This window comes from Spongiimicrobium sp. 3-5 (genome assembly GCF_046557915.1).
Lineage (GTDB): Bacteria > Bacteroidota > Bacteroidia > Flavobacteriales > Flavobacteriaceae > JBHEBG01.
Map to the genome: position 1 here is coordinate 220,522 of NZ_JBHEBG010000001.1, position 19,759 is coordinate 240,280.

18 protein-coding genes are annotated in these 19,759 nt (G+C 39.6%); 10 read left to right on the forward strand and 8 right to left on the reverse strand.

All coding sequences use genetic code 11. The annotated features are described in order from the left end of the window. Positions 1–2 precede the first annotated feature (2 nt). A complete protein-coding gene (gene trmB, locus ACEQ81_RS01020; protein ID WP_411028981.1) occupies positions 3–674 on the reverse strand; it encodes a tRNA (guanosine(46)-N7)-methyltransferase TrmB in 672 nt (223 codons plus the stop codon). 73 nt (positions 675–747) lie between these two features. Between trmB and ACEQ81_RS01025 the strand changes: the two genes are divergently transcribed. Further along, complete coding sequence (locus tag ACEQ81_RS01025) at positions 748–1,860, forward strand: glycosyltransferase (RefSeq protein ID WP_411028982.1); 1,113 nt, start codon at positions 748–750, stop codon at positions 1,858–1,860. Here ACEQ81_RS01025 and ACEQ81_RS01030 read toward each other — a convergent pair. Next, entirely contained in the window at positions 1,785–2,840 is a 1,056-nt protein-coding gene (locus tag ACEQ81_RS01030; protein ID WP_411028983.1) for a sensor histidine kinase, read from the reverse strand. The genes ACEQ81_RS01025 and ACEQ81_RS01030 overlap by 76 nt on opposite strands. Beyond that, entirely contained in the window at positions 2,840–3,526 is a 687-nt protein-coding gene (locus ACEQ81_RS01035) for a response regulator transcription factor (protein WP_411028984.1), read from the reverse strand. Before ACEQ81_RS01035 ends, ACEQ81_RS01030 begins: the two co-directional genes overlap by 1 nt. 181 nt (positions 3,527–3,707) lie before the next feature. Here ACEQ81_RS01035 and ACEQ81_RS01040 point away from each other — a divergent pair, with 181 nt between their 5' ends. The 5 genes from ACEQ81_RS01040 (at position 3,708) to ACEQ81_RS01060 (ending at position 9,909) form a co-directional block, all read left to right on the forward strand. Next, entirely contained in the window at positions 3,708–6,530 is a 2,823-nt protein-coding gene (locus ACEQ81_RS01040; protein WP_411028985.1) for a TonB-dependent receptor domain-containing protein, read from the forward strand. 21 nt (positions 6,531–6,551) lie between these two features. Next, the gene (locus ACEQ81_RS01045) at positions 6,552–7,742 is read left to right on the forward strand and encodes a multidrug transporter (RefSeq protein WP_411028986.1); all 1,191 of its coding nucleotides are present in this window, start codon (positions 6,552–6,554) and stop codon (positions 7,740–7,742) included. Positions 7,743–8,033: 291 nt separating this feature from the next. Further along, the gene (locus tag ACEQ81_RS01050) at positions 8,034–8,342 is read left to right on the forward strand and encodes a T9SS type A sorting domain-containing protein (protein WP_411028987.1); all 309 of its coding nucleotides are present in this window, start codon (positions 8,034–8,036) and stop codon (positions 8,340–8,342) included. Between the two features lie 199 nt (positions 8,343–8,541). Then, complete coding sequence (locus ACEQ81_RS01055; protein WP_411028988.1) at positions 8,542–8,865, forward strand: T9SS type A sorting domain-containing protein; 324 nt, start codon at positions 8,542–8,544, stop codon at positions 8,863–8,865. Between the two features lie 66 nt (positions 8,866–8,931). After that, complete coding sequence (locus ACEQ81_RS01060) at positions 8,932–9,909, forward strand: acyl transferase (RefSeq protein WP_411028989.1); 978 nt, start codon at positions 8,932–8,934, stop codon at positions 9,907–9,909. A gap of 11 nt (positions 9,910–9,920) precedes the next feature. Here the strand turns inward: ACEQ81_RS01060 and tyrS are convergent, their stop codons facing one another. Next, positions 9,921–11,219, reverse strand: coding sequence for a tyrosine--tRNA ligase (gene tyrS / locus ACEQ81_RS01065; protein WP_411028990.1), 1,299 nt, complete (start codon positions 11,217–11,219; stop codon positions 9,921–9,923). A gap of 175 nt (positions 11,220–11,394) precedes the next feature. Here tyrS and ACEQ81_RS01070 point away from each other — a divergent pair, with 175 nt between their 5' ends. Further along, positions 11,395–12,399, forward strand: a complete 1,005-nt coding sequence (locus tag ACEQ81_RS01070) for an NAD-dependent epimerase/dehydratase family protein (RefSeq protein WP_411028991.1) — start codon at positions 11,395–11,397, stop codon at positions 12,397–12,399. Here ACEQ81_RS01070 and ACEQ81_RS01075 read toward each other — a convergent pair. From ACEQ81_RS01075 to ACEQ81_RS01085, 3 genes are read right to left on the reverse strand one after another with little or no spacing between them, the layout of a single operon-like run. Next, positions 12,380–12,820 carry a DUF4296 domain-containing protein gene (locus tag ACEQ81_RS01075; protein ID WP_411028992.1) on the reverse strand — a complete coding sequence of 147 codons (441 nt, stop codon included), beginning with the start codon at positions 12,818–12,820 and terminating at the stop codon, positions 12,380–12,382. The two genes, ACEQ81_RS01070 and ACEQ81_RS01075, sit on opposite strands and share 20 nt — an antisense overlap. Then, positions 12,817–14,151 (reverse strand): dihydroorotase, encoded by a 1,335-nt coding sequence (locus ACEQ81_RS01080; RefSeq protein WP_411028993.1) that lies wholly within the window; start codon positions 14,149–14,151, stop codon positions 12,817–12,819. Before ACEQ81_RS01080 ends, ACEQ81_RS01075 begins: the two co-directional genes overlap by 4 nt. A 1-nt stretch (position 14,152) precedes the next feature. Beyond that, positions 14,153–14,881: a polyprenol monophosphomannose synthase gene (locus tag ACEQ81_RS01085; protein ID WP_411028994.1), complete on the reverse strand. Its 729-nt coding sequence runs from the start codon at positions 14,879–14,881 to the stop codon at positions 14,153–14,155. Positions 14,882–15,005: 124 nt separating this feature from the next. On the opposite strand from ACEQ81_RS01085, the gene ACEQ81_RS01090 reads away from it, so the two are divergent. The 3 genes from ACEQ81_RS01090 to ACEQ81_RS01100 are packed head-to-tail and all read left to right on the forward strand — an operon-like array spanning position 15,006 to position 18,087. Next, a complete protein-coding gene (locus ACEQ81_RS01090) occupies positions 15,006–16,679 on the forward strand; it encodes an ArnT family glycosyltransferase (RefSeq protein WP_411028995.1) in 1,674 nt (557 codons plus the stop codon). Continuing rightward, positions 16,679–17,335 carry a DUF4271 domain-containing protein gene (locus tag ACEQ81_RS01095; protein WP_411028996.1) on the forward strand — a complete coding sequence of 219 codons (657 nt, stop codon included), beginning with the start codon at positions 16,679–16,681 and terminating at the stop codon, positions 17,333–17,335. Before ACEQ81_RS01090 ends, ACEQ81_RS01095 begins: the two co-directional genes overlap by 1 nt. Positions 17,336–17,340: 5 nt before the next feature. Continuing rightward, the gene (locus tag ACEQ81_RS01100) at positions 17,341–18,087 is read left to right on the forward strand and encodes a uroporphyrinogen-III synthase (RefSeq protein WP_411028997.1); all 747 of its coding nucleotides are present in this window, start codon (positions 17,341–17,343) and stop codon (positions 18,085–18,087) included. Positions 18,088–18,120: 33 nt separating this feature from the next. On the opposite strand, the gene pckA is transcribed toward ACEQ81_RS01100, so the two are convergent. Continuing rightward, positions 18,121–19,737: a phosphoenolpyruvate carboxykinase (ATP) gene (gene pckA, locus ACEQ81_RS01105; RefSeq protein ID WP_411028998.1), complete on the reverse strand. Its 1,617-nt coding sequence runs from the start codon at positions 19,735–19,737 to the stop codon at positions 18,121–18,123. Positions 19,738–19,759: the final 22 nt, after the last annotated feature.

The following is a 19,759-nucleotide window of genomic DNA, read 5'->3' on the forward strand; positions in this document are numbered from 1 at the left end:
GGTTATGTAATCCTAAATTGGATATAGGTTATTGGTTTTCCTTCTTCAAGATACTGATTTTCGTAGAAAGTCTGTATCTCTAAAACTTCTTTTGGGCTTCCTTCGTTTTTATAGACATCGTGATTGGCATATAATACCTCGCACCCCAAACCATGTAAGAGACCCAAGGTATATCCATGCATAAATTCGCTATCGGTCTTAAGGTTTACTAGGCCTTGCTCCTTTAAAATATATTTATACTTCTGCAAAAAAACATTGTTGGTAAGTCTATGTTTGGTGCGTTTATACTTTATTTGGGGATCCGGAAAGGTAATCCATATCTCGGACACTTCGCCCTTGTCAAAAAGTAGATGTATCATTTCTATCTGGGTACGAAGAAAGGCAACGTTTTCCAAACCCCGTCCCAAAGCATCTTTTGCCCCTTTCCAGAATCGTGCCCCTTTTATATCTACCCCTATAAAATTCTTTTCCGGGTTTTGCTCTGCCAATCCTAAGGTATATTCTCCCTTACCACATCCCAACTCTAAAACAATGGGTTTATCATTTCCAAAATGTTTGGCCCAATTGCCTTTTAAATCACATCCCCCTTTTAAGACTTCATCCCTATCTGGTTGGATTACATTTTTGAACGTTTCGTTCTCCTTAAATCGTTTTAGCTTGTTTTTGCTACCCACCGAAACCAAAATTTAATGATTTCACAAAACTAAGGAAATCTTCCTATGTTTTTTGTGTTGTTGCTTTGTAGTTATGGACAATTCTAAACGGATCTTGGTGGCCCCCTTAAATTGGGGATTAGGGCATGCTACAAGATGTATCCCATTAATTAATGCCTTGCTGCAAAGTGGTTTTGTCCCCGTAATTGCCTCGGATGGATTGGCCCTTGCACTACTACAAAAAGAGTTTCCGGGGTTAACTTCGGTAATACTTCCGTCTTATAATATCACATATGCCAAAAAAGGGAAAAACTTCAAGTTAAAAATGATATGGGATTCACCAAAAATGCTAAAAGCGATCCGTAGGGAAAAGAAAGAGACCAAAGCCCTTGTTAGGTCTTTAAAGATAGGTGGTATAATTTCCGACAACAGACTGGGTGTCTACAGCAAAAAAGTCCCCTGTGTCTTTATTACCCACCAGCTAAATGTGCTTACAGGAAACACTACATGGATGAGTTCTAAGGTGCATCAAAAAATTATTAAAAAGTTTGCGGAGTGCTGGATTCCCGATGTAGCGGGAACTCCCAATCTCTCGGGTAAGTTAGGGCACCTGAAAAAAACAAACTTGCGCATTAAGTACATAGGCCCACTCAGCAGGTTTAAAAGGACAAACCTTTCCATAGTGTATGACCTTATGATCCTTTTATCCGGACCAGAACCTCAGCGAACAATATTGGAAAACAAAATTACCGCCCAACTAAAGGAATATTCCGGTAGGGTACTCTTCGTTAGGGGGGTAGTTGAAGATGACATTAAAAGCAAAACCGAGATTTCCGAGAAATTGGTGGTTACTACTTATAACTATATGAAATCTGCCGAACTTCAAAAAGCTTTGGAAGAGAGCAATATGATACTTTGTCGCTCTGGGTATACCACCATAATGGATCTTGCCAAATTGGAAAAACCCGCATTTTTTATACCTACCCCTGGGCAATACGAACAAGAATATTTGGCAAAGCGCCTACATAAAATGCGTATGGTACCATATAGCGGGCAAAACCAATTTACAATAGGAATGCTAAATTCGGTAGGTCAATTTAAGGGTCTTAAAAGTTTTGGCCCGGAACTAAATTATGAGTCGTTATTTTCAGTCTTTTCTAGGGTAAAGGAAAATTCGGAACCCACGTCCACAACACTTTCTACATAAATTTTTTCATCATGGGCTTCAATAATATGCTTTACAATGGATAGTCCCAACCCTGAGCCTCCTTCCCTTCTACTGCCGCTTTTGTCTACTCTGTAAAACCGTTCAAAAAGTCTGGGTATGTGTTGGTGCGGGATACCTTCACCGTTATCGGTGATCCTAACGATAACCTTATTCTTTATTAGATTCTCCACGCTAACTTCCGTGGTACCGTTCTCTTGTCCATATTTTATGGAATTTACCAAGAGGTTGGATACTACCTGTTGAATTTTATCCCTATCTGCTTTTACATAAACCGGATGCTCATAATCCATATCAAAAGTGAGTGCAATGCTCTTTTTGGCAGCCTTCATCTCTAGGAGGTCGAACACATTCTGAATCAATTCAATAATATTGAAATCTTGCAATTCTAGATGAAGATCGCCAACTTCCAACTTGGTGATCAAATCCAAGTCTTTTACGATATAGATGAGTCGTTCCACGCCTTTATTGGCACGTTGCAAATATTTTTTTCTAACGTTTTTGTCCTCTAGCGCACCATCCAACAAAGTAAGGATATACCCTTGTACGGTAAACAAAGGTGTTTTTAATTCGTGCGATACGTTTCCTAAAAAATCTTTTCTATATTCCTCCCTAATCCTCAGCGTATCTATTTCTATCTTTTTGTCCAAGGCAAACTTTTCAATTTCCTTGGTCAATGTGGTCATATCTGTGGTAATGGTACCGGAATCGAGCGTTTTAGATTCTAACAGGGAGACGTCATCGTAGATCTTTTTTATCCGTCTATAGATAAATTTTTCTATTCGTAACTGAATAATAAGAAAAGGGACAATGAAAGAAATAAGTCCAAAAAAAAGGAGCAACAACCAATCTGGCACATTGGCATACCAAAGAATAAGAACAGAGAAAGCAACTAAAATTAAAGCGATAAATAAGGCCGACCGGAAAGCAAACTTATATGACTTTTTTAGTCGTATCGCCATTATAGAACAAACTTATACCCTACACCTTTGACCGTCTTAAAGTGGTTATCGCCTATTTTTTCCCGAAGTTTACGAATATGCACATCTATAGTACGGCCTCCTACCACAACTTCATTCCCCCATACTTTATCTAAGATAACCTCTCTTTTAAAGACCTTGCTGGGTTTAGAGGTAAGTAAGGCCAACAGTTCAAACTCCTTACGAGGAAGAATAATCTCTTTTCCGTTGTTCTCAATTTTATACTCTTCTCTATTGATTACGATATTGCCCACCTTTACAATATCTTCGGTCTCTGCGTTATCTTCTTTCAACCTTCTTAAAAGCGCCTTTACCTTGCTTACCAATACTTTTGGCTTAATGGGCTTGGTAATATAATCATCCGCACCGGCATCAAAACCTGCCACTTGGGAATAATCTTCTCCACGAGCGGTTAAAAAGGTAATAATGGTATTTTCCAACCCGGGGGTTCTTCGCATTATTTCGCAGGCTTCAATACCATCCATTTCTGGCATCATAACATCCAAAACAATAAGGTGAGGTAGTTTTTTCTTGGCCTTTGCTACGCCTTCAAGACCATTTTTTGCAGTAAACACCTGATAGCCTTCGGCAGAGAGATTGTAGTTTACAATTTCCAAAATATCCGGTTCATCATCTACCAATAAAATCTTGATATCTTTTTTTTTCATGAGCTAAAACATTGCTTATATCTCTCAAATGTAAATATAATACTATTACGACAAAGCCACTTAACATTGATTTAATATGCTAACGTTAAAGTAACGCTAATGCAATAAATGTTTAACATGCGGGTAACACGGCTTTAACGGCACCTAGCGTTCTTTGCTGCTGAAATTGAAATTCAACCCGATGAAACAACTTTTTACTTTTCTAATACTATTAGTAACCTTCCTTAGCAATGCGCAGGACACGGGAAGCATCGTAGGTAAATTAACTGATAAAGAGCTAAATAATGATCCCTTGGCATTTGCCAATGTAGTTATAAAGGGTACCACTAAAGGTACTACTTCAGATTTTGACGGCCTCTACGAAATTGATAATGTAGAACCGGGAACGTACATATTGGTCATTAGTTTTTTAGGATATGAAACCTTGGAAATTCCTAACGTAATTGTAGAAGCGGATAAGGTTACCCAAGTAAACACTGGTCTTGGTGCCACTAGTGTTGGGTTAGATGAAGTAGTGGTTACAACAAGCGCAAGGAAAGATTCGGAAATTGCCTTGTTATTGGAACAAAAGAGAGCTGTAGAAATAAAGGAATCCATAAGCGCGGAAGCACTTACCAGAAAAGGGATCGATGATGCGGCCGCGGCGGTAGCTCAAATTTCCGGTATCTCTAAACAGCAGGGATCTAGCAATGTTTACGTCAGGGGCCTTGGAGATCGATATCAGAACACTACAATGAATGGATTGTCCTTACCCTCCAATAATGTAAACAAGAAGAACATAGACCTAGATCTTTTCTCCTCTAGCATTATCGAAAACATATCTGTTAGCAAAGCCTATACCCCATCTTTTTATGGAGATTTTGCGGCAGGTAACGTAAATATAGATTCTAAGGAATATTCCGGTGATGGATATTTCGAAGTTTCTTTGGGAAGCGGACTTAATTCTAACGCTTCAGGGGAAGATTTTGTAAGAAGCGAAGGGCCTAGTGACTTTGGTTTTTACAATAGGTATGATAATGATCCTTTTGCCATAGTACTTTCACATGGTGTGGATCCTCAGGATTCTTGGTCGCCGATAAACTTTTCGGGAGCCGTTGAGGGAGGATACTCTTTCAATTTTGGAGACGAATCAAGACTCAGTTTTTTTGCAACCGGAAGCTTTAGTAACGGTTACGAACTACGTGAGGGTCCGGCCACCGATTTTACCAACGTACTTAAAGTAAATTTTCCCAATGTAAGGGAGTTTGCTTATAATACCACTACAACGGCCTTAGGTAATATTACGTATAAAATAGACAACAACAATAAGGTAAAGTATAGCACTCTTTTTATAAACAGTTCTTCGGATAAAGTTGGATACTTTGGCACCGAAGGTAGGGGAACCAACCGTGATGCAATCTTAAATACGGATGAAGGTTTTTATATCATGAATGTTCAGTTTAATCAGGACATGATCTTTGTGAACCAACTTACCGGCAGGCATACTTTTGATGAGAAATGGACGTTGGATTGGGGCGCTGGGTTCAATAAAGTGTTTTCCGATGAACCAGACAGAAAGAGGATCACCCTAGAGAACTACCAATTTGCTTTAGATGGGGACAATACCACAAATCCTGTATTCTATACCAATATTCCTTTTGATAACCAACGGTTTTTTCAGAGTATCGAAGATGATGAGCTCAACAGTTTTATCGATCTAGGAAACCAAATTTCGGAAAAAGTAAAACTAAACTTCGGGTACAACGGCAGAAGAAAAGAGCGTAGGTTCAACAGTATCAGATACGGCTACGATATTCAGGATCGAGACAATACCCCGGTTACGGACGTAAACAATTTCAATTCCATATTTAATGTAGATAACATCAACATACCTTCGGGGACAGGATTGTATGATCTCTTGGTCTTAAATCCAATAAGCAATGAAATAGGGAATAGAAACAGACCAGGACTCCCCGAAAACACATATAAAGGTAATTTAAATGTGCACAGTGCTTATGTTACGGCAGAGCTAAGCCTAGGGGAAAAATGGCTTTTGATACCCGGCATTCGAGTAGAATCTTTCGATCAAAAAGTAGTTTATGATGTTATAAACATAAATCCGGACGATCCTCGTTTCAGGGAAGTATATGAAAATATTTTCTTGCCAAGTTTAAACGTTAGGTATGCGCTGAACGATGATACCAACCTACGTTTCTCCTTCAGTAAAACGGCCTCTTTTCCCGAATTTAAAGAAGTGGCCCCCTTTGTATATGAAGATGTTACACAAAGAATTGGCGGTAACCCGGATCTTCTTGGAGGCTTGGATGGTTCTGGTGCTACCTATTCGGATATATTCAATTTTGATCTAAAATACGAGTGGTTTTTAGACCGAGGCGAAATTATTTCCTTAGCGGCTTTTGCCAAGACCATAAAAGATCCCGTAAACAGGGTTGTAGCAGCAGATGCTACCGGAACACAACGTTATTTCCGCACGGGAGAACAGGCCGATATTTTCGGTGTAGAATTGGAGGTGAGAAAAAATCTCTTAAAAGACGAGGACGACAATGGAGTTGTTTCCGTGGGGCTTAATGCTGCCTACACCAACACAGATCAAGATTTAAAAGATATTCCTGCTGGCGAAGAAAACAGTTTTGGGACATCCTTTGACAGATCCTCGGACGAATTGGAAGGTGCTTCTTCTTTAATAGTAAACACAGATTTAAATTATAGTCCCACTTTCGGGAATTTTAAGCCCAAGGCAACCCTTGTGTTTTCCTATTTCTCCGACAGGATATTTGCCCTTGGTGCAGGTAGTCTGGGAAATATTGTGGAAAAAGCGGTACCCACCTTGGACTTTATTTGGAAAAATTCTTTTGGCGAGCACTTTGAAGCCAATTTATCAGCTAAAAATCTTCTCGATCCTGATATCTCCTTAGTAAGGGAAAATACAGGGATCGGAGATGTAACTATACGTGAGTATAACCTTGGGGTTAACGTTGGGCTAACCCTTAAATATAAATTTTAATTTTTTTTTAAATTCAAAACAATGAAAAACAAGTTTTTATTTTTAGGTATAGCCGCTGCTTTATTTATTGCATGTGAGAGCGACGATACCTCAGACATCGTAATAAACGATAACAGTGTAACTAATAACACCACAGGTGGTGGTGAGCCTCCTGCGGAGACGACTATTGACTTAAACGGTTTGTACTTGGAAGATTTAACCTTGGACCCCGCCATTGAATACATTATTACAGGACCGGTATTAATGGCTAGCGGTACCACATTGACCATCCCTGCAGGTATGACCATAAAAGCTGAGCCTATTGGCGTAAATGCTTACATCGCAATCCAACAAGGAGCTAAAATCAATGCTTCCGGTACATCTAGCAGTCCTATTGTATTGACCTCCAATGCCAGCAACCCTGCCGGTGGAGATTGGGGTGGTTTGGTGCTTTTGGGTAAAGCTCCCATCAACTCAACACCGCTTGCCTCGGAAAACATTGCTACTTCTGAAGTGGGCGCCCTTGCCTACGGCGGAAATACCCCTGACGATGATTCCGGTACCATTGAGTACATGCGAATTGAGTATGCCGGTGGCGCCATTGACGGAAACGCAGAACTAAACGGACTTTCCGTTTATGCGGTAGGAAGTGCCACTACAATAGATTACGTTCAAGTATTTGAAGGATCTGACGATGGATTTGAATTTTTTGGTGGAACCGTAAATGCCAGTCATCTTGTTGTGGTTAATGCCGAAGATGATTCCATAGACTGGACAGAAGGTTACGTAGGGACCCTAACCGACGTATATGTACAACATGGCACAACTCATGACAAAGGTTTTGAGTGCGATGGTTACAACACGGATTTTAGCAACGAGTCCGGAGAATTCTCCAAACCAACCGTCACCAATGTAACTGTAATTGGCGCCAACGATGCTGGTGAAGCTATAAGGCTACGTGCAGGAACCCAAGGTTTGTTTACCAACGTGCTTATACAAGATTTTGACGAAGCTTTTGATCTTGATGGTGATGCTGGTGACAACCCAACCGGACAAGGTGTGTTGGATGACAATCTAATGGTTACCGATGTAACTTTTACCAATGTTGTAACAAAACTTAAGAACGATACCACCTTTATTTTTACCGAAGCCGATTTTATCGCCGGAGACGGTAATGGAACTGGGACAGATATTGCTACCTGGGGTGCAGGGTGGACCGTAGGTATCAACTAATTCCGGACAACAATATAGTTTAAAAAACCCCGCCGTGAGTGGGGTTTTTTATATTCTTCCCCTATCAATTTCAACAAATAGGCAGAACTTTTTCTTTTTAGGGTATACCGTTCAACGAAAATTTCAAAAAACGATAAAAAAATCTCAACTTTTTCCGGTCAAATGCTAAAAAAAATTAAAAAATATGCGCTTCATGTACCCTTTTTTACATCTTGGCTAAATTTTTGTAGTTATCTGGCTAATTATGAACATCAAAGGCCAAAATTATTATCTTTGCGTATATATTTATCTATGAAGCACTTTTACCTACTTATACTCTTCTTAGTAACTTCTTTAGGTTTTTCCCAAGATAACCCTGGCAGGGGCAATATTGAGGGATTTAAACTATATCCCAATCCTACTACCAACGGAAAAGTTTACATTAGCACTTCCCAAAATGCACCGAAAAACATACTTATTTACGATGTTTTGGGCACTCAGGTCCTAGAGACCACCATATTGGGCAGGGAACTGAATATTTCAGATTTGGATGCCGGTGTTTATGTACTCCGTGTTTTTGAAAAGGATAAAGTGGCTACTCGTAAGCTGATCATAAAGTAATACGGTCCTTTTAAGGAAGTATGCACTTTGCTGATTTTCAGCAAATAACTTCATTTTTTATATCGATAAAAAGTAGAAAAATCCGACGAAATGATGGGTGGTTCGATTTTACCTACAAAAAACCTTGTTTCACAACATTTTATGCGCGTGCTGTGGTACCTTCCTTATATTTACAGTGTTGATCCCAAATCAATACCAAATGAAAAAAATCTACTTCGCCATTTTTATGGTGTTTACCGTGGTAATGTCAGCACAAGAGGTGGTAGATACGAGCCAACTCACCAACGCTGAGAATATCAGTTTTAAACTGTATCCCAATCCTGCTTTTGACGATGTGGTCTATGTAACCACAAAAAGAAACAGCACCAAGGAAATTGTTGTTTACGATGTTTTTGGAGAAGTAGTTTTACGCGATAGAATTTTTAACCATGCTCTGAATATTTCTCGCCTGGTTCCAGGTGTTTATGTACTTCAGGTTACCGAGAATCAAAATACCATGACCAGAAAACTGGTCGTAAAATAATCTGTCTCCCTTTTAGGCACCAAGATCGGGTTTTTAATTTGCTACTTTTGTGTTAGTAAAAAGAAGATGGATACCCGAAAGATATTTGAAATTAACACCCCTACCGCATTTAAATCGTTGGCGCTAGATACTTTTAAGTTTCAATATCAAAACAACAAGATATACCGGGATTTTTGCACACATTTGGGAAAGAACGCGGATAACGTTGAATCCGTAAGCCAAATTCCTTTTCTATCTATTGGTTTTTTTAAATCGAAAAAAATATTTTGTGGCAACGCAGATCCCGAAATGCTATTCGAAAGCAGCGGTACCACCGGAAGCATAACCAGCAAACACCACATAAAAGATAGCTCCTTATACCAACAAAGTTACCTAAGGGCCTTTGAACATTTCTACGGGCCAATAGGTAATTACTGTGTTCTGGCACTTTTGCCTTCTTACTTGGAAAGAACAGGATCTTCCCTAGTTTACATGGTAAACGATTTTATTGCCCGAAGCAATTCCGCGGAGAGCGGGTTCTACCTTAACGATATAGCGGCCCTGAGGAAAAAACTGATAGCACTGAACGCCAAGAAAACCAAAGTGCTGTTGATAGGCGTTTCGTTTGCCCTTCTGGATATGGCAGAAAATCAAGAACTAAAACTACCAAATACCATAGTCATGGAAACCGGGGGTATGAAAGGAAGAAAAAAGGAAATGATACGAGAAGAACTACATGCCGTTCTAAAAAAAGGATTTGGAACTACCCGTATTCATTCGGAATATGGAATGACCGAGCTTTTGTCCCAGGCCTATTCCCAAGGCCAGGGAGTTTTTAAAGCCCCTCCTTGGATGAAAGTACTGATCCGAGATCCCGAAGATCCATTAACCCTACAATCACCAAACAAAACAGGCGGGGTTAATATAATAGACTTGGCCAACCTTTGGTCTTGCTCTTTTATAGCTACCCAAGATTTGGGTAAGATCCATGAAAGTGGAAGTTTCGAAATTCTAGGTCGTTTTGATAATTCCGATATCCGCGGATGTAATTTAATGGTGCTCTAATATGCCCTAGACTAGTCCTCCATTACCAAAAGAAAGTAGTTCTTCTTACCGCGCTGTAATAACACAAACCTGTCATTGATAAGATCCGCTGTTGTTATTACCCTACTTTCCACCACTTTTTCTTTATTTACGGAAATGGAATTTTGTTTTAACTCCCTTCTTGCCTCTCCGTTAGAGTTCAGAAATCCGGTCTTGGCAGATAACGCACTAATAATGTCCAATCCGTTTACCACATCTTCCTTGGAAACGATGGCTTGTGGAACGCCGTCAAAAACATCCAAAAAGGTCTGTTCATCTATCTTTTTTAAATCGTCCGAGGTAGATTTGCCAAAAAGAATGTTACTGGCGGCCAACGCCCTATTAAGATCTTCCTCGGAATGTACCATTACGGTAATCTCCTTGGCAAGGCGTTTTTGTAGTACCCTAAGGTGAGGAGCTTCGCAATGTTCCTTAACCAAAGCCTCTATCTCTTCCCTGGTTATGAATGTAAATATTTTGATATACTTTTCGGCATCTTCATCGGAAGTGTTCAACCAATACTGATAAAATCTATAGGGTGATGTGCGGTTCTTGTCTAACCAAATATTACCTGCTTCCGTTTTTCCAAATTTTGAACCATCGGCTTTGGTGATCAGGGGACAAGTAAGCGCGTAACCCTTACCGCCACCTATTCTTCTAATCAGTTCCGTACCTGTGGTAATATTTCCCCACTGATCACTACCTCCCATTTGTAAGGTGCAATTATAATTTTGGTAGAGGTATAAAAAATCATATCCCTGCACAAGCTGATAGGTAAACTCCGTAAACGACATCCCTTCCTTAGCATCGGAAGAAAGGCGTTTTTTTACAGAATCTTTTGCCATCATATAATTAACCGTAATATGTTTCCCAACATCCCTAATAAAATCTAGAAATGAAAAATCCTTCATCCAGTCATAATTGTTGACCAAAACCGCTGCATTTTTTGCATCACTTTCAAAATCCAAAAACCGGGATAACTGACTCTTTAGAGCCTCTTGGTTTTTTTTAAGCGTAGCTTCATCCAATAAATTTCGCTCGGCAGACTTGCCCGATGGGTCGCCAATCATGCCTGTAGCACCGCCTACCAAAGCATAAGGTTTATGACCTGCCAACTGAAAATGCCGTAACATCATTACCCCAACCAAATGACCAATATGTAAAGAATCTGCTGTAGGATCTATACCCACATAGGCAGATTGCATTTCACTTAACAAATGCTCACTGGTACCTGGCATGGCATCATGTAACATTCCTCTCCATTCTAATTCTGCTACAAAATCTAAGGCCATTATTATGCTTGCTTTAAAGAAGTTTGCTGCAAATATAAGTGCATTGGTCGTTTTTTAGTACTGAATTGGATCAAAAATTAATGCCGAAGTCCCCTTGCTCGCTTTTGGAATCTGCCTAAGTGCAAAAACTCGCTTTTTGAGTTATGTATTCTTCAATATTAAGTACATTTGAATTATGATTTTGGTCACCGGAGGTACTGGTTTGTTGGGTTCCCATCTTTTACTGCATCTATTGGGCACGGAAGAAACCGTGACCGCCATTTATAGGCCAAACAGTGATTTAGAAAAGGTTAGAAAAGTATTCTCTTACTACCACAAGGATGCGGACACCTTATTCTCCAAAATTAATTGGGCAGAAGCGGACCTCAACGATATTCCTGCTTTGGAGAAGGCTTTTGAAGGGGTAACACATGTATATCATTGTGCCGCACTGATCTCATTTGATCCCAAGGACTATGAAATCTTACGGAAAATAAATGTAGATGGAACCAGTAACATTGTAAACCTTTGTATTGAAAACCATGTGGAAAAACTGTGCTATGCCAGCTCCATAGCCACTATTGGAAAAAGCATCAATGAACCAGCGACCGAGGAAACGGAATGGTCCGGGCAAGACCACAACGTTTATGCCCTCACCAAATATGACGCCGAATTGGAAGTTTGGCGAGGTTCACAGGAAGGGCTTCCTGTAGTAATGGTGAACCCGGGATTAATCGTCGGACCAGGATTTTGGAATAGTGGTAGCGGAAAACTATTTACAGTAGCAGCTAAAGGCTCTTCGTACTATCCTCCCGGAGGTACAGGGTTCGTCACCGTAGACGATGTGGTTTCCATAATGAAAAAAATTATGGAGTCTCCCAACAAAAACCACCGCTTTATTACAGTAGGTCAAAATTTAACCTACCATGAGATTTTAGAAAGAATAGCCTCCACGTTAAATCGAAAAGTACCCACCAAAGCAATTTCGCATTGGCAATTACAGATTTTATGGCGATTAGATTGGTTAAGGACAAAACTAACCATGGGAGAACGTAAACTAAGTAAAATTGCCGTAGCTTCACTAAAGCATAGACAACGGTATAGCAGCAAAAAAGTAATGGGATTTTTGGGTATGGAATTTAATGATCTTACCGAAACCATAAGGTTCTCTTGCAACCTATTTAAGGAAGAGAATCCTTGACTTGTATTGCCGAACTGTCCTTTGTAACCTTCTTTTTTTTGTCCGACACCTTTTCAGCAGCCTTTTTATTAACATCCTCCCGCATCTTTTCCAGCCTTTTCTTTTCGGACTCAAGATTATCTGCCACATTGGTATAGATAGCCTCATAAACGGCCGGCAATGAGGCGTAATAACCATCGCTCTCAACAAACTGTACGCTATCTATATCGTATTTGGTATAGATATAGTCCATGGTCTCAATGTTGTTTTCCTTTAAAACAGCGGCATTACTACTTTTGGCCGCTCCAAGAATTGCCAGGTCATACAGGATCTTTTCCATCTTCTTTTCCGGAATTAGATTTTTGGGCTTCTCTATTAGCTTTTCGTTACAAGCAGCCAGTAAAGTAAAGGAAAGTATTAAAAATAGAAACCTTCTCATCATCTATCAAAAGTTAACCTCGATGCTTTTCTCTCTTTGGAAAAATGTCCATTAGCAAACGCCAAATGTCCGTTTACAAAAGTATGCGTTATTTTGGATCTAAACCTGGTTCCCTCAAAAGGCGACCAACCACACTTGCTCAATATATTATTTTTATTCACCTCCCATGGGTCGTTCATATTTACGACAGTTAAATCCGCAAAATATCCGGGTTTTATATATCCTCGCTTTTCAATCTGAAAAAGTTTGGCCGGATTGTGACACATTTTCTCCACAATTTTTGTCAGGGATATTCTTCCGTTCAAATGGTTTTCTAGCATTGCAGGAAGGGCATGTTGCACCAAAGGCCCACCAGAAGGGGCTTTCCCATATTCATTGTCTTTTTCTTCCATAGTGTGCGGTGCATGGTCCGTAGCTACCACATCAATTCTATCGTCTAACAATGCCTTCCAAAGTGTTTCTCTATCTTCTGCTGTTTTTACCGCAGGATTCCATTTAATAAGTGTACCCTTGGTTTTATAATCCTCATCTGAAAACCATAGATGATGGGTGCATACCTCAGCAGTAATCTTCTTTTGCTCCAAAGGAATATCATTGGCAAATAGCGCAGTCTCCTTTCCCGTGGAAAGATGAAATACATGCAAACGGGCACCGGTCTTCTTGGCTAGGGCGATAGCTCTCGAAGAAGATAGGTAACAGGCCTCTTCACTCCTTATTGCAGGATGAAACTCTATAGGAATTTGTTCACCATACTTCTCCCGATAGATCTCCATGTTTTTTCTAATAGTGCCCTCATCTTCACAATGCGCCGAAATCACCATTTCAGTACTCCGGAATATCCGCTCTATTACCTCTTCATCATCTACCAGCATGTTTCCCGTAGACGATCCCAAAAACAGTTTTACGCCAGAACATGCATTTTTATCTAGCTTCTTAATTTCTTCCAGATTGTCGTTGGTTCCGCCCAATAAAAAGGAGTAATTGGCATAGGAAGTTTTGGAGGCCGTGGAAAATTTTTCTTCCAACTTTTCTATGGTAGTGGTTTGGGGAACGGTATTGGGTTGTTCCATAAAGGTTGTTATACCCCCCGCTATAGCTGCCTTACTCTCAGATGCAATATCTCCTTTATGGGTAAGGCCCGGCTCTCTAAAGTGTACCTGATCGTCTATTATACCCGGAAAAACATAGTTGCCCTCCACATCTATAACGTCGGCATCCAAAGCACTTAAATCCCTGTCGACCTTTAGAATAATATTGTCCTGTATAAGAATATCGCCTTCAAACAGGGATCCTTCGTTTATTATATTGGCGTTCTTTATCAATTTCTTGGCCATACTAAAATTTATGTTTTCGGAACAAGCTCCATATTTTCATTTTAAAAACGCCAAAAATACCCTCCCTAACTATGGATGAGCTCATCTTGGATTTACCTTTCTCTCGATCTCTGAAAATTATTGAAACCTCCTCTATTTTGTATTTCTTAAGATAGGCCCTAAATTTCATCTCTATTTGAAAGGCGTATCCGATAAATTTTATTGAATCTAGATCTATGTCTTCCAACACTTTTCTTTTATAGCACACAAAACCTGCGGTTGGATCGTGAATACGCATTCCGGTAATGAATTTCACGTAAAAGGAAGCCCCATAAGACAACAAGATTCTATAGAGTGGCCAATTTACCACATTAACACCCCGTTTGTATCTAGAGCCAATGGCTACATCTGCCCCGTTAAGGCAGGCCCTGTATAATCTTGGCAGATCGTCCGGTCTGTGAGAGAAATCGGCGTCCATCTCATAGATATAATCATAGCCTTTGGCAATGGCCCATTTAAATCCATGAATATATGCGGTGCCCAAACCTGCTTTTTCTTTCCTAACTTCCAAAAAAAGCTTATTGGGAAACTGGTTTTGCAACTTTTTTACTTCCTCCGAAGTTCCATCGGGAGAATTATCATCCACCACAAGGACATCAAATTCCTTTTGCAGTTCAAAAACAGCCTTAACGATAGCTTCTATATTCTCTATCTCGTTATATGTTGGGATAATGACCAGGCTGTCTGTCATGGGCCAATTGAAGTTTGGGCAAAAATACTATTTTAAAATCTGATTAGAAATCCTGTATGTATTTTATCATTTCTTTAAACTTTACCAAAGTTTAATAATTCGTAATTTTGGCAAGAATCAACAAATGGAAATGACATCAAAACTGCCCAGGCTTTTCCTGTACTTATTAACTGCCTTATTTTTTCTAAACCTAGTCCAGAGTTATTTTACAGAACTTATTTTTGATGAGGCCTATTATTGGTATTATGCCCAACAATTGGACTGGGGCTATTTTGATCATCCTCCAATGGTGGCGCTGCTCATAAAAATGGGGGCTATTTTTTTTGATGGAGAGCTTGGAGTGCGATTTATGAGCTGCTTACTGTCCGTAGGCACCTTTTTGGTACTCTGGCTTCTCATAGAAAACCCCAAAAAGGATAAATACGTTCCGCATTTTTTTGTTCTAGTATTTTCCATGACGCTTTTAAACGTATATGGGTTTTTTACGCTCCCAGATACTCCATTGCTTTTTTTTACGGCTTTATTTTTATTGGTCTATAAAAACTACATCAAATCACCCAATTTGGGGATGGCAACGGTAATGGGAATTGTTATGGCCGCATTGATGTACAGTAAGTATCATGCGGTTTTGGTTATTGTTTTTATCTTGCTTTCCAATATTAAACTAATTTTTGACAAATACGCTTGGCTATCTGTATTTGTGGCCTTGCTATGTTACACTCCTCATTTTTTATGGTTGTATCAAAACGATTTTGTCTCCATTAAATATCATCTCACGGAAAGGCCTAATAGAGCCTATGAATTTGAAGATTTTACTTTAGGATTTTTCGTTAACCTCGTGGCCATATTTGGACTGTTATTTCCCTGGATGTACAAATCGCTCTTTAAGACCAAAGCCACGGACAAGTTTGTTAAAGCCTTGCTGTATCTAAGTTATGGGGTTATCTTGTTTTTCTTCATATCTAGTTTTAACAGGCGGGTGCAAACGCAATGGATTATCGTAATCTCCATACCCATGGTGATCATTGCCTTTAACTATCTTCTGGAACATCAGGGCTTTAGAAAGTGGGTCTTTAGAGTGGGCTTGGTGAGCACTATAATTATTTTGTTCTTGCGCGTTGGACTCATTTACCAACCCCTTTTCCCCGTTATTTATGAATCCCATGGCAATAAGGCTTGGGTACATGCTATACAATCACAAATTGGTGATATCCCGGTTGTTTTTGAGAATTCGTACCGCCAAGCCCCTATGTATGCCTTTTATTCCGGAAACCCATCTTTTTCACTCAACAACATATACTACAGGCAAAATCAGTATACTATAGACAACTCGGAATCTAAAGTACAGCACAAGAAGGTGTTGTATGCGTCCAAGTATATGAAAGGGGGCGATATAACCTATCTCAATAATAAGGGCACCCCTCATTTTGGAATATACATAGATGATTTTGAGTCGTTCCGTAAACTCAGATGCATAGTAGAGGACAGGCCAATATCACTCCAAGAAGATCGTGAAATTTTGGTGGAACTGTACAATCCGTATAACTATGATATTGATTTGCAAAAGCTCCAGTTTAAGTTGGCATACCTCAACAAGTACAAACAGGTAAAGGAAGTTACTGCTTTGGAGGCCGTATCCATTCTTCCCAACGTCTCTATAATTAAATCCAAGGACACCGTGCCATTTACCTTTAAATTACCACCGCCCAAAATGGCAAACCCCTATTATTTTAAGGTGGGGATATCCGAGAATGGCTTATATTTAGGACTCAACGGCCAAAACGTTAAATTGGAATAATGGAACCTATTCTTAGAAGTATCTCCAATACAGACTGGATTACCTTGGTAATATTTACCAGCATCCTATGCGTTGTTGCCGCAAAAGGAATCTTCTATGTTCGATTTATGAACTTTGTTATTCTGCCTTTTAACAACAAGTATATCTTTATGTATAATAAGAAGGATCGATTGTTAAACTGGTTCCACATTCTTTTCACCTTTTTTCAAGTGATGAATTTTGCGCTCTTAATATACTTTATAAAGGACATTTTTTTTGCTTCCGAAAATACAGATTCCTTTATGACTTATTTGCTTATTTTAGGGCTATTGCTATTGTTCTTACTAATAAAGGTATCCCTGCAATTGGGAAATGGTTTCATTTTTGGGACCAATAAGACCATCTCCGAATTTATCTTTAAAAAACTCTCCTATCTAAACTACAGTGGCATAATTATGTTTTTGGCCAATGTTATTCTTGCGTTTGTGGCAAAGGATTCAAAAACTGTAGTTTATGTAAGTATCTTCCTAATTCTTTTAATTAATTGCATCGGCTGGGTCACAGTGGTTAAAAATCATCAAAAATTCATAGCAGGTAATTTTTTCTATTTTATTTTGTACCTTTGCGCACTCGAAATTACACCCTTTGTAATAATAGGAAGCTTCTTAAAAGATTGATGCTTATGAAAGTTAGAACGATTTTGGTTTCCCAACCAGAACCGAAAATGGAGAATTCTCCGTACTCAAGACTTATAGAAAAAGAGAAGGTCAAAGTTGACTTTAGACCTTTCATTCATGTGGAAGGAGTGGAAGCCAAGAGTGTAAGACAGCAAAAAATTGATTTAAACAATCATACGGCCATTATTCTTACCAGTAGGAACTCCGTAGATCATTTTTTTAGGATTGCCGAGGAAATGCGTTTCAAGGTACCCGATACCATGAAATATTTTTGTCAGTCCGAAGCAGTAGCATACTACCTCCAAAAATATGTTGTATACAGAAAACGTAAGATATACGTAGGCAAGCGGAATTTCAGTGAACTAGTTCCACTATTCAAAAAATACAAAGATGAAAAGTTTTTGTTGCCATCCTCCGATACCTTAAAACAAATCATTCCGGATACCTTGAATGAACTGGGTATTGACTGGAAAAGGGGTGTTTTTTACAAGACGGTAATCAGCGATCTTTCGGACCTCAGGGATGTATACTACGATGTATTGGTGTTCTTTAGCCCTTCTGGCATTGAATCCTTATTGAAAAATTTTCCGGATTTTGAGCAAAACGATACCAGAATAGCCGTTTTTGGCAACTCTACGGTAAATGCCGCAACGGATGCAAGACTACGTATAGATATTAAGGCTCCTACACCGGAGACTCCATCCATGACTATGGCATTGCAAAAATACATTACCCTTGCCAATAAAAAATAATTAAAAAAGGCCTCTTTGTAAAGAGGCCTTTTTTTAGAAAGCATATCGTTGTGGTCCGCCACGCCTTATTTCCTCATTGGCATAAGACTCAAACTTTTTAAAGTTCTCCCTAAAAGCATTTGTTAACTTAAATGCCGTTTTATAATAGGCATCATCATTATTCCATGTTGCCCTAGGACTAAGTACACTGGTTGGCACCCCGGGGCACTCTCTTGGTTGTGCCACTCCAAAAACGGAATGTATATGGTAGGTGTCATAGGTATACAACCCCAATTCACCACTCAATGCAGCATGTATCATAGCTCGGGTATACTTTAGCTTCATACGTGTACCAACACCATAGGGGCCGCCGGTCCATCCTGTATTTACCAACCATACGTTTACTCCGGACGCCGTCATCTTTTTGCTCAACATCTCTGCATATACGGTAGGGTGTAAGGGCATAAAGGGCGCTCCAAAACATGCAGAAAATGAAGGTACAGGTTCAACCACCCCAGCTTCGGTACCAGCAACTTTTGCCGTATATCCAGAAATAAAATGATATGCCGCTTGGCTGGGTGTTAGTTTAGAAATTGGAGGCAGCACACCAAAAGCATCTGCGGTTAAAAAAAAGATGTTTTTTGGATTGGTTCCCATGGACGGTTCCAAAATATTATCAATATGATATATGGGATAGCTTACCCTAGTATTTTGGGTGATTGACGTATCCGCAAAATCCACGGCACGCTTATCATCTAGAATTACGTTTTCTAAAATTGCTCCTTTTTTGATGGCCCCATAAATTTCGGGTTCATTTTCTTTGGAAAGATCAATCACCTTGGCATAGCATCCTCCTTCGAAATTAAAAACTGTATTTTCCTTGGTCCAACCGTGTTCGTCATCACCTATCAACCTACGATGCGGATCCGTAGACAGGGTGGTCTTACCGGTTCCCGAAAGTCCAAAAAATATGGCCGTATCACCATCTTCGCCTACGTTTGCCGAACAATGCATGGGCAGGGTATCCTTAAAGACCGGCAAAATAAAATTCAGTGCAGAAAATATTCCTTTCTTTATTTCCCCTGTATAGCCTGTTCCGCCTATTAGAGCAATTTTTCTGGTGAAATTTAGGATAGCAAAATTTTCTTGACGAGTTCCGTCGGCCGACGGGTCGGCCAAAAAACCCGGGGCATTTACTACAGTCCATTCTGGATCAAAACCCCGTAATTCATCCTCCGTAGGTCTTAAAAACATATTGTAGGCAAACATGTTAGACCACGGATACTCGTTTATGACCCTAATATTCATTCGATAGTCCGCTTGTGCACAAGCGTACGCATCCCTAACATAAAGTTCTTTTCCGTTCAAATAAGAAATGACCTTATTGTATAGGGCATCAAAATTTTCTGGTGAAAACGGAATGTTTATATCGCCCCACCATATCTTATCCTTGGTAATCTCATCTTCAACAATAAATCGATCCTTGGGAGACCTCCCGGTAAATTTACCTGTATTAATCGCCAGAGTACCGTTATCGGTCTCTTTCCCCATATCATTTGCAAGGGTCGATTCTTGCAGTGCATCTGGAGTTAATTGATAATTAATCCTGTCGTGATCAATTCCGTAAGCCCTCAACGAAATCGATTTCGTAACTTGGGTTGATGATTCCATAAAACTGGTTTTTTGTTTGTGC

Excerpts from the sequence above, each read along its gene's own strand:
- ACEQ81_RS01025 (WP_411028982.1), top strand. The coding sequence starts at position 748 with ATGGACAATTCTAAACGGATCTTGGTGGCCCCCTTAAATTGGGGATTA.
- ACEQ81_RS01030 (WP_411028983.1), bottom strand. The coding sequence starts at position 2,840 with ATGGCGATACGACTAAAAAAGTCATATAAGTTTGCTTTCCGGTCGGCC.
- ACEQ81_RS01035 (WP_411028984.1), bottom strand. The coding sequence starts at position 3,526 with ATGAAAAAAAAAGATATCAAGATTTTATTGGTAGATGATGAACCGGAT.
- ACEQ81_RS01040 (WP_411028985.1), top strand. The coding sequence starts at position 3,708 with ATGAAACAACTTTTTACTTTTCTAATACTATTAGTAACCTTCCTTAGC.
- ACEQ81_RS01045 (WP_411028986.1), top strand. The coding sequence starts at position 6,552 with ATGAAAAACAAGTTTTTATTTTTAGGTATAGCCGCTGCTTTATTTATT.
- ACEQ81_RS01050 (WP_411028987.1), top strand. The coding sequence starts at position 8,034 with ATGAAGCACTTTTACCTACTTATACTCTTCTTAGTAACTTCTTTAGGT.
- ACEQ81_RS01055 (WP_411028988.1), top strand. The coding sequence starts at position 8,542 with ATGAAAAAAATCTACTTCGCCATTTTTATGGTGTTTACCGTGGTAATG.
- ACEQ81_RS01060 (WP_411028989.1), top strand. The coding sequence starts at position 8,932 with ATGGATACCCGAAAGATATTTGAAATTAACACCCCTACCGCATTTAAA.
- tyrS (WP_411028990.1), bottom strand. The coding sequence starts at position 11,219 with ATGGCCTTAGATTTTGTAGCAGAATTAGAATGGAGAGGAATGTTACAT.
- ACEQ81_RS01070 (WP_411028991.1), top strand. The coding sequence starts at position 11,395 with ATGATTTTGGTCACCGGAGGTACTGGTTTGTTGGGTTCCCATCTTTTA.
- ACEQ81_RS01075 (WP_411028992.1), bottom strand. The coding sequence starts at position 12,820 with ATGATGAGAAGGTTTCTATTTTTAATACTTTCCTTTACTTTACTGGCT.
- ACEQ81_RS01080 (WP_411028993.1), bottom strand. The coding sequence starts at position 14,151 with ATGGCCAAGAAATTGATAAAGAACGCCAATATAATAAACGAAGGATCC.
- ACEQ81_RS01085 (WP_411028994.1), bottom strand. The coding sequence starts at position 14,881 with ATGACAGACAGCCTGGTCATTATCCCAACATATAACGAGATAGAGAAT.
- ACEQ81_RS01090 (WP_411028995.1), top strand. The coding sequence starts at position 15,006 with ATGGAAATGACATCAAAACTGCCCAGGCTTTTCCTGTACTTATTAACT.
- ACEQ81_RS01095 (WP_411028996.1), top strand. The coding sequence starts at position 16,679 with ATGGAACCTATTCTTAGAAGTATCTCCAATACAGACTGGATTACCTTG.
- ACEQ81_RS01100 (WP_411028997.1), top strand. The coding sequence starts at position 17,341 with ATGAAAGTTAGAACGATTTTGGTTTCCCAACCAGAACCGAAAATGGAG.
- pckA (WP_411028998.1), bottom strand. The coding sequence starts at position 19,737 with ATGGAATCATCAACCCAAGTTACGAAATCGATTTCGTTGAGGGCTTAC.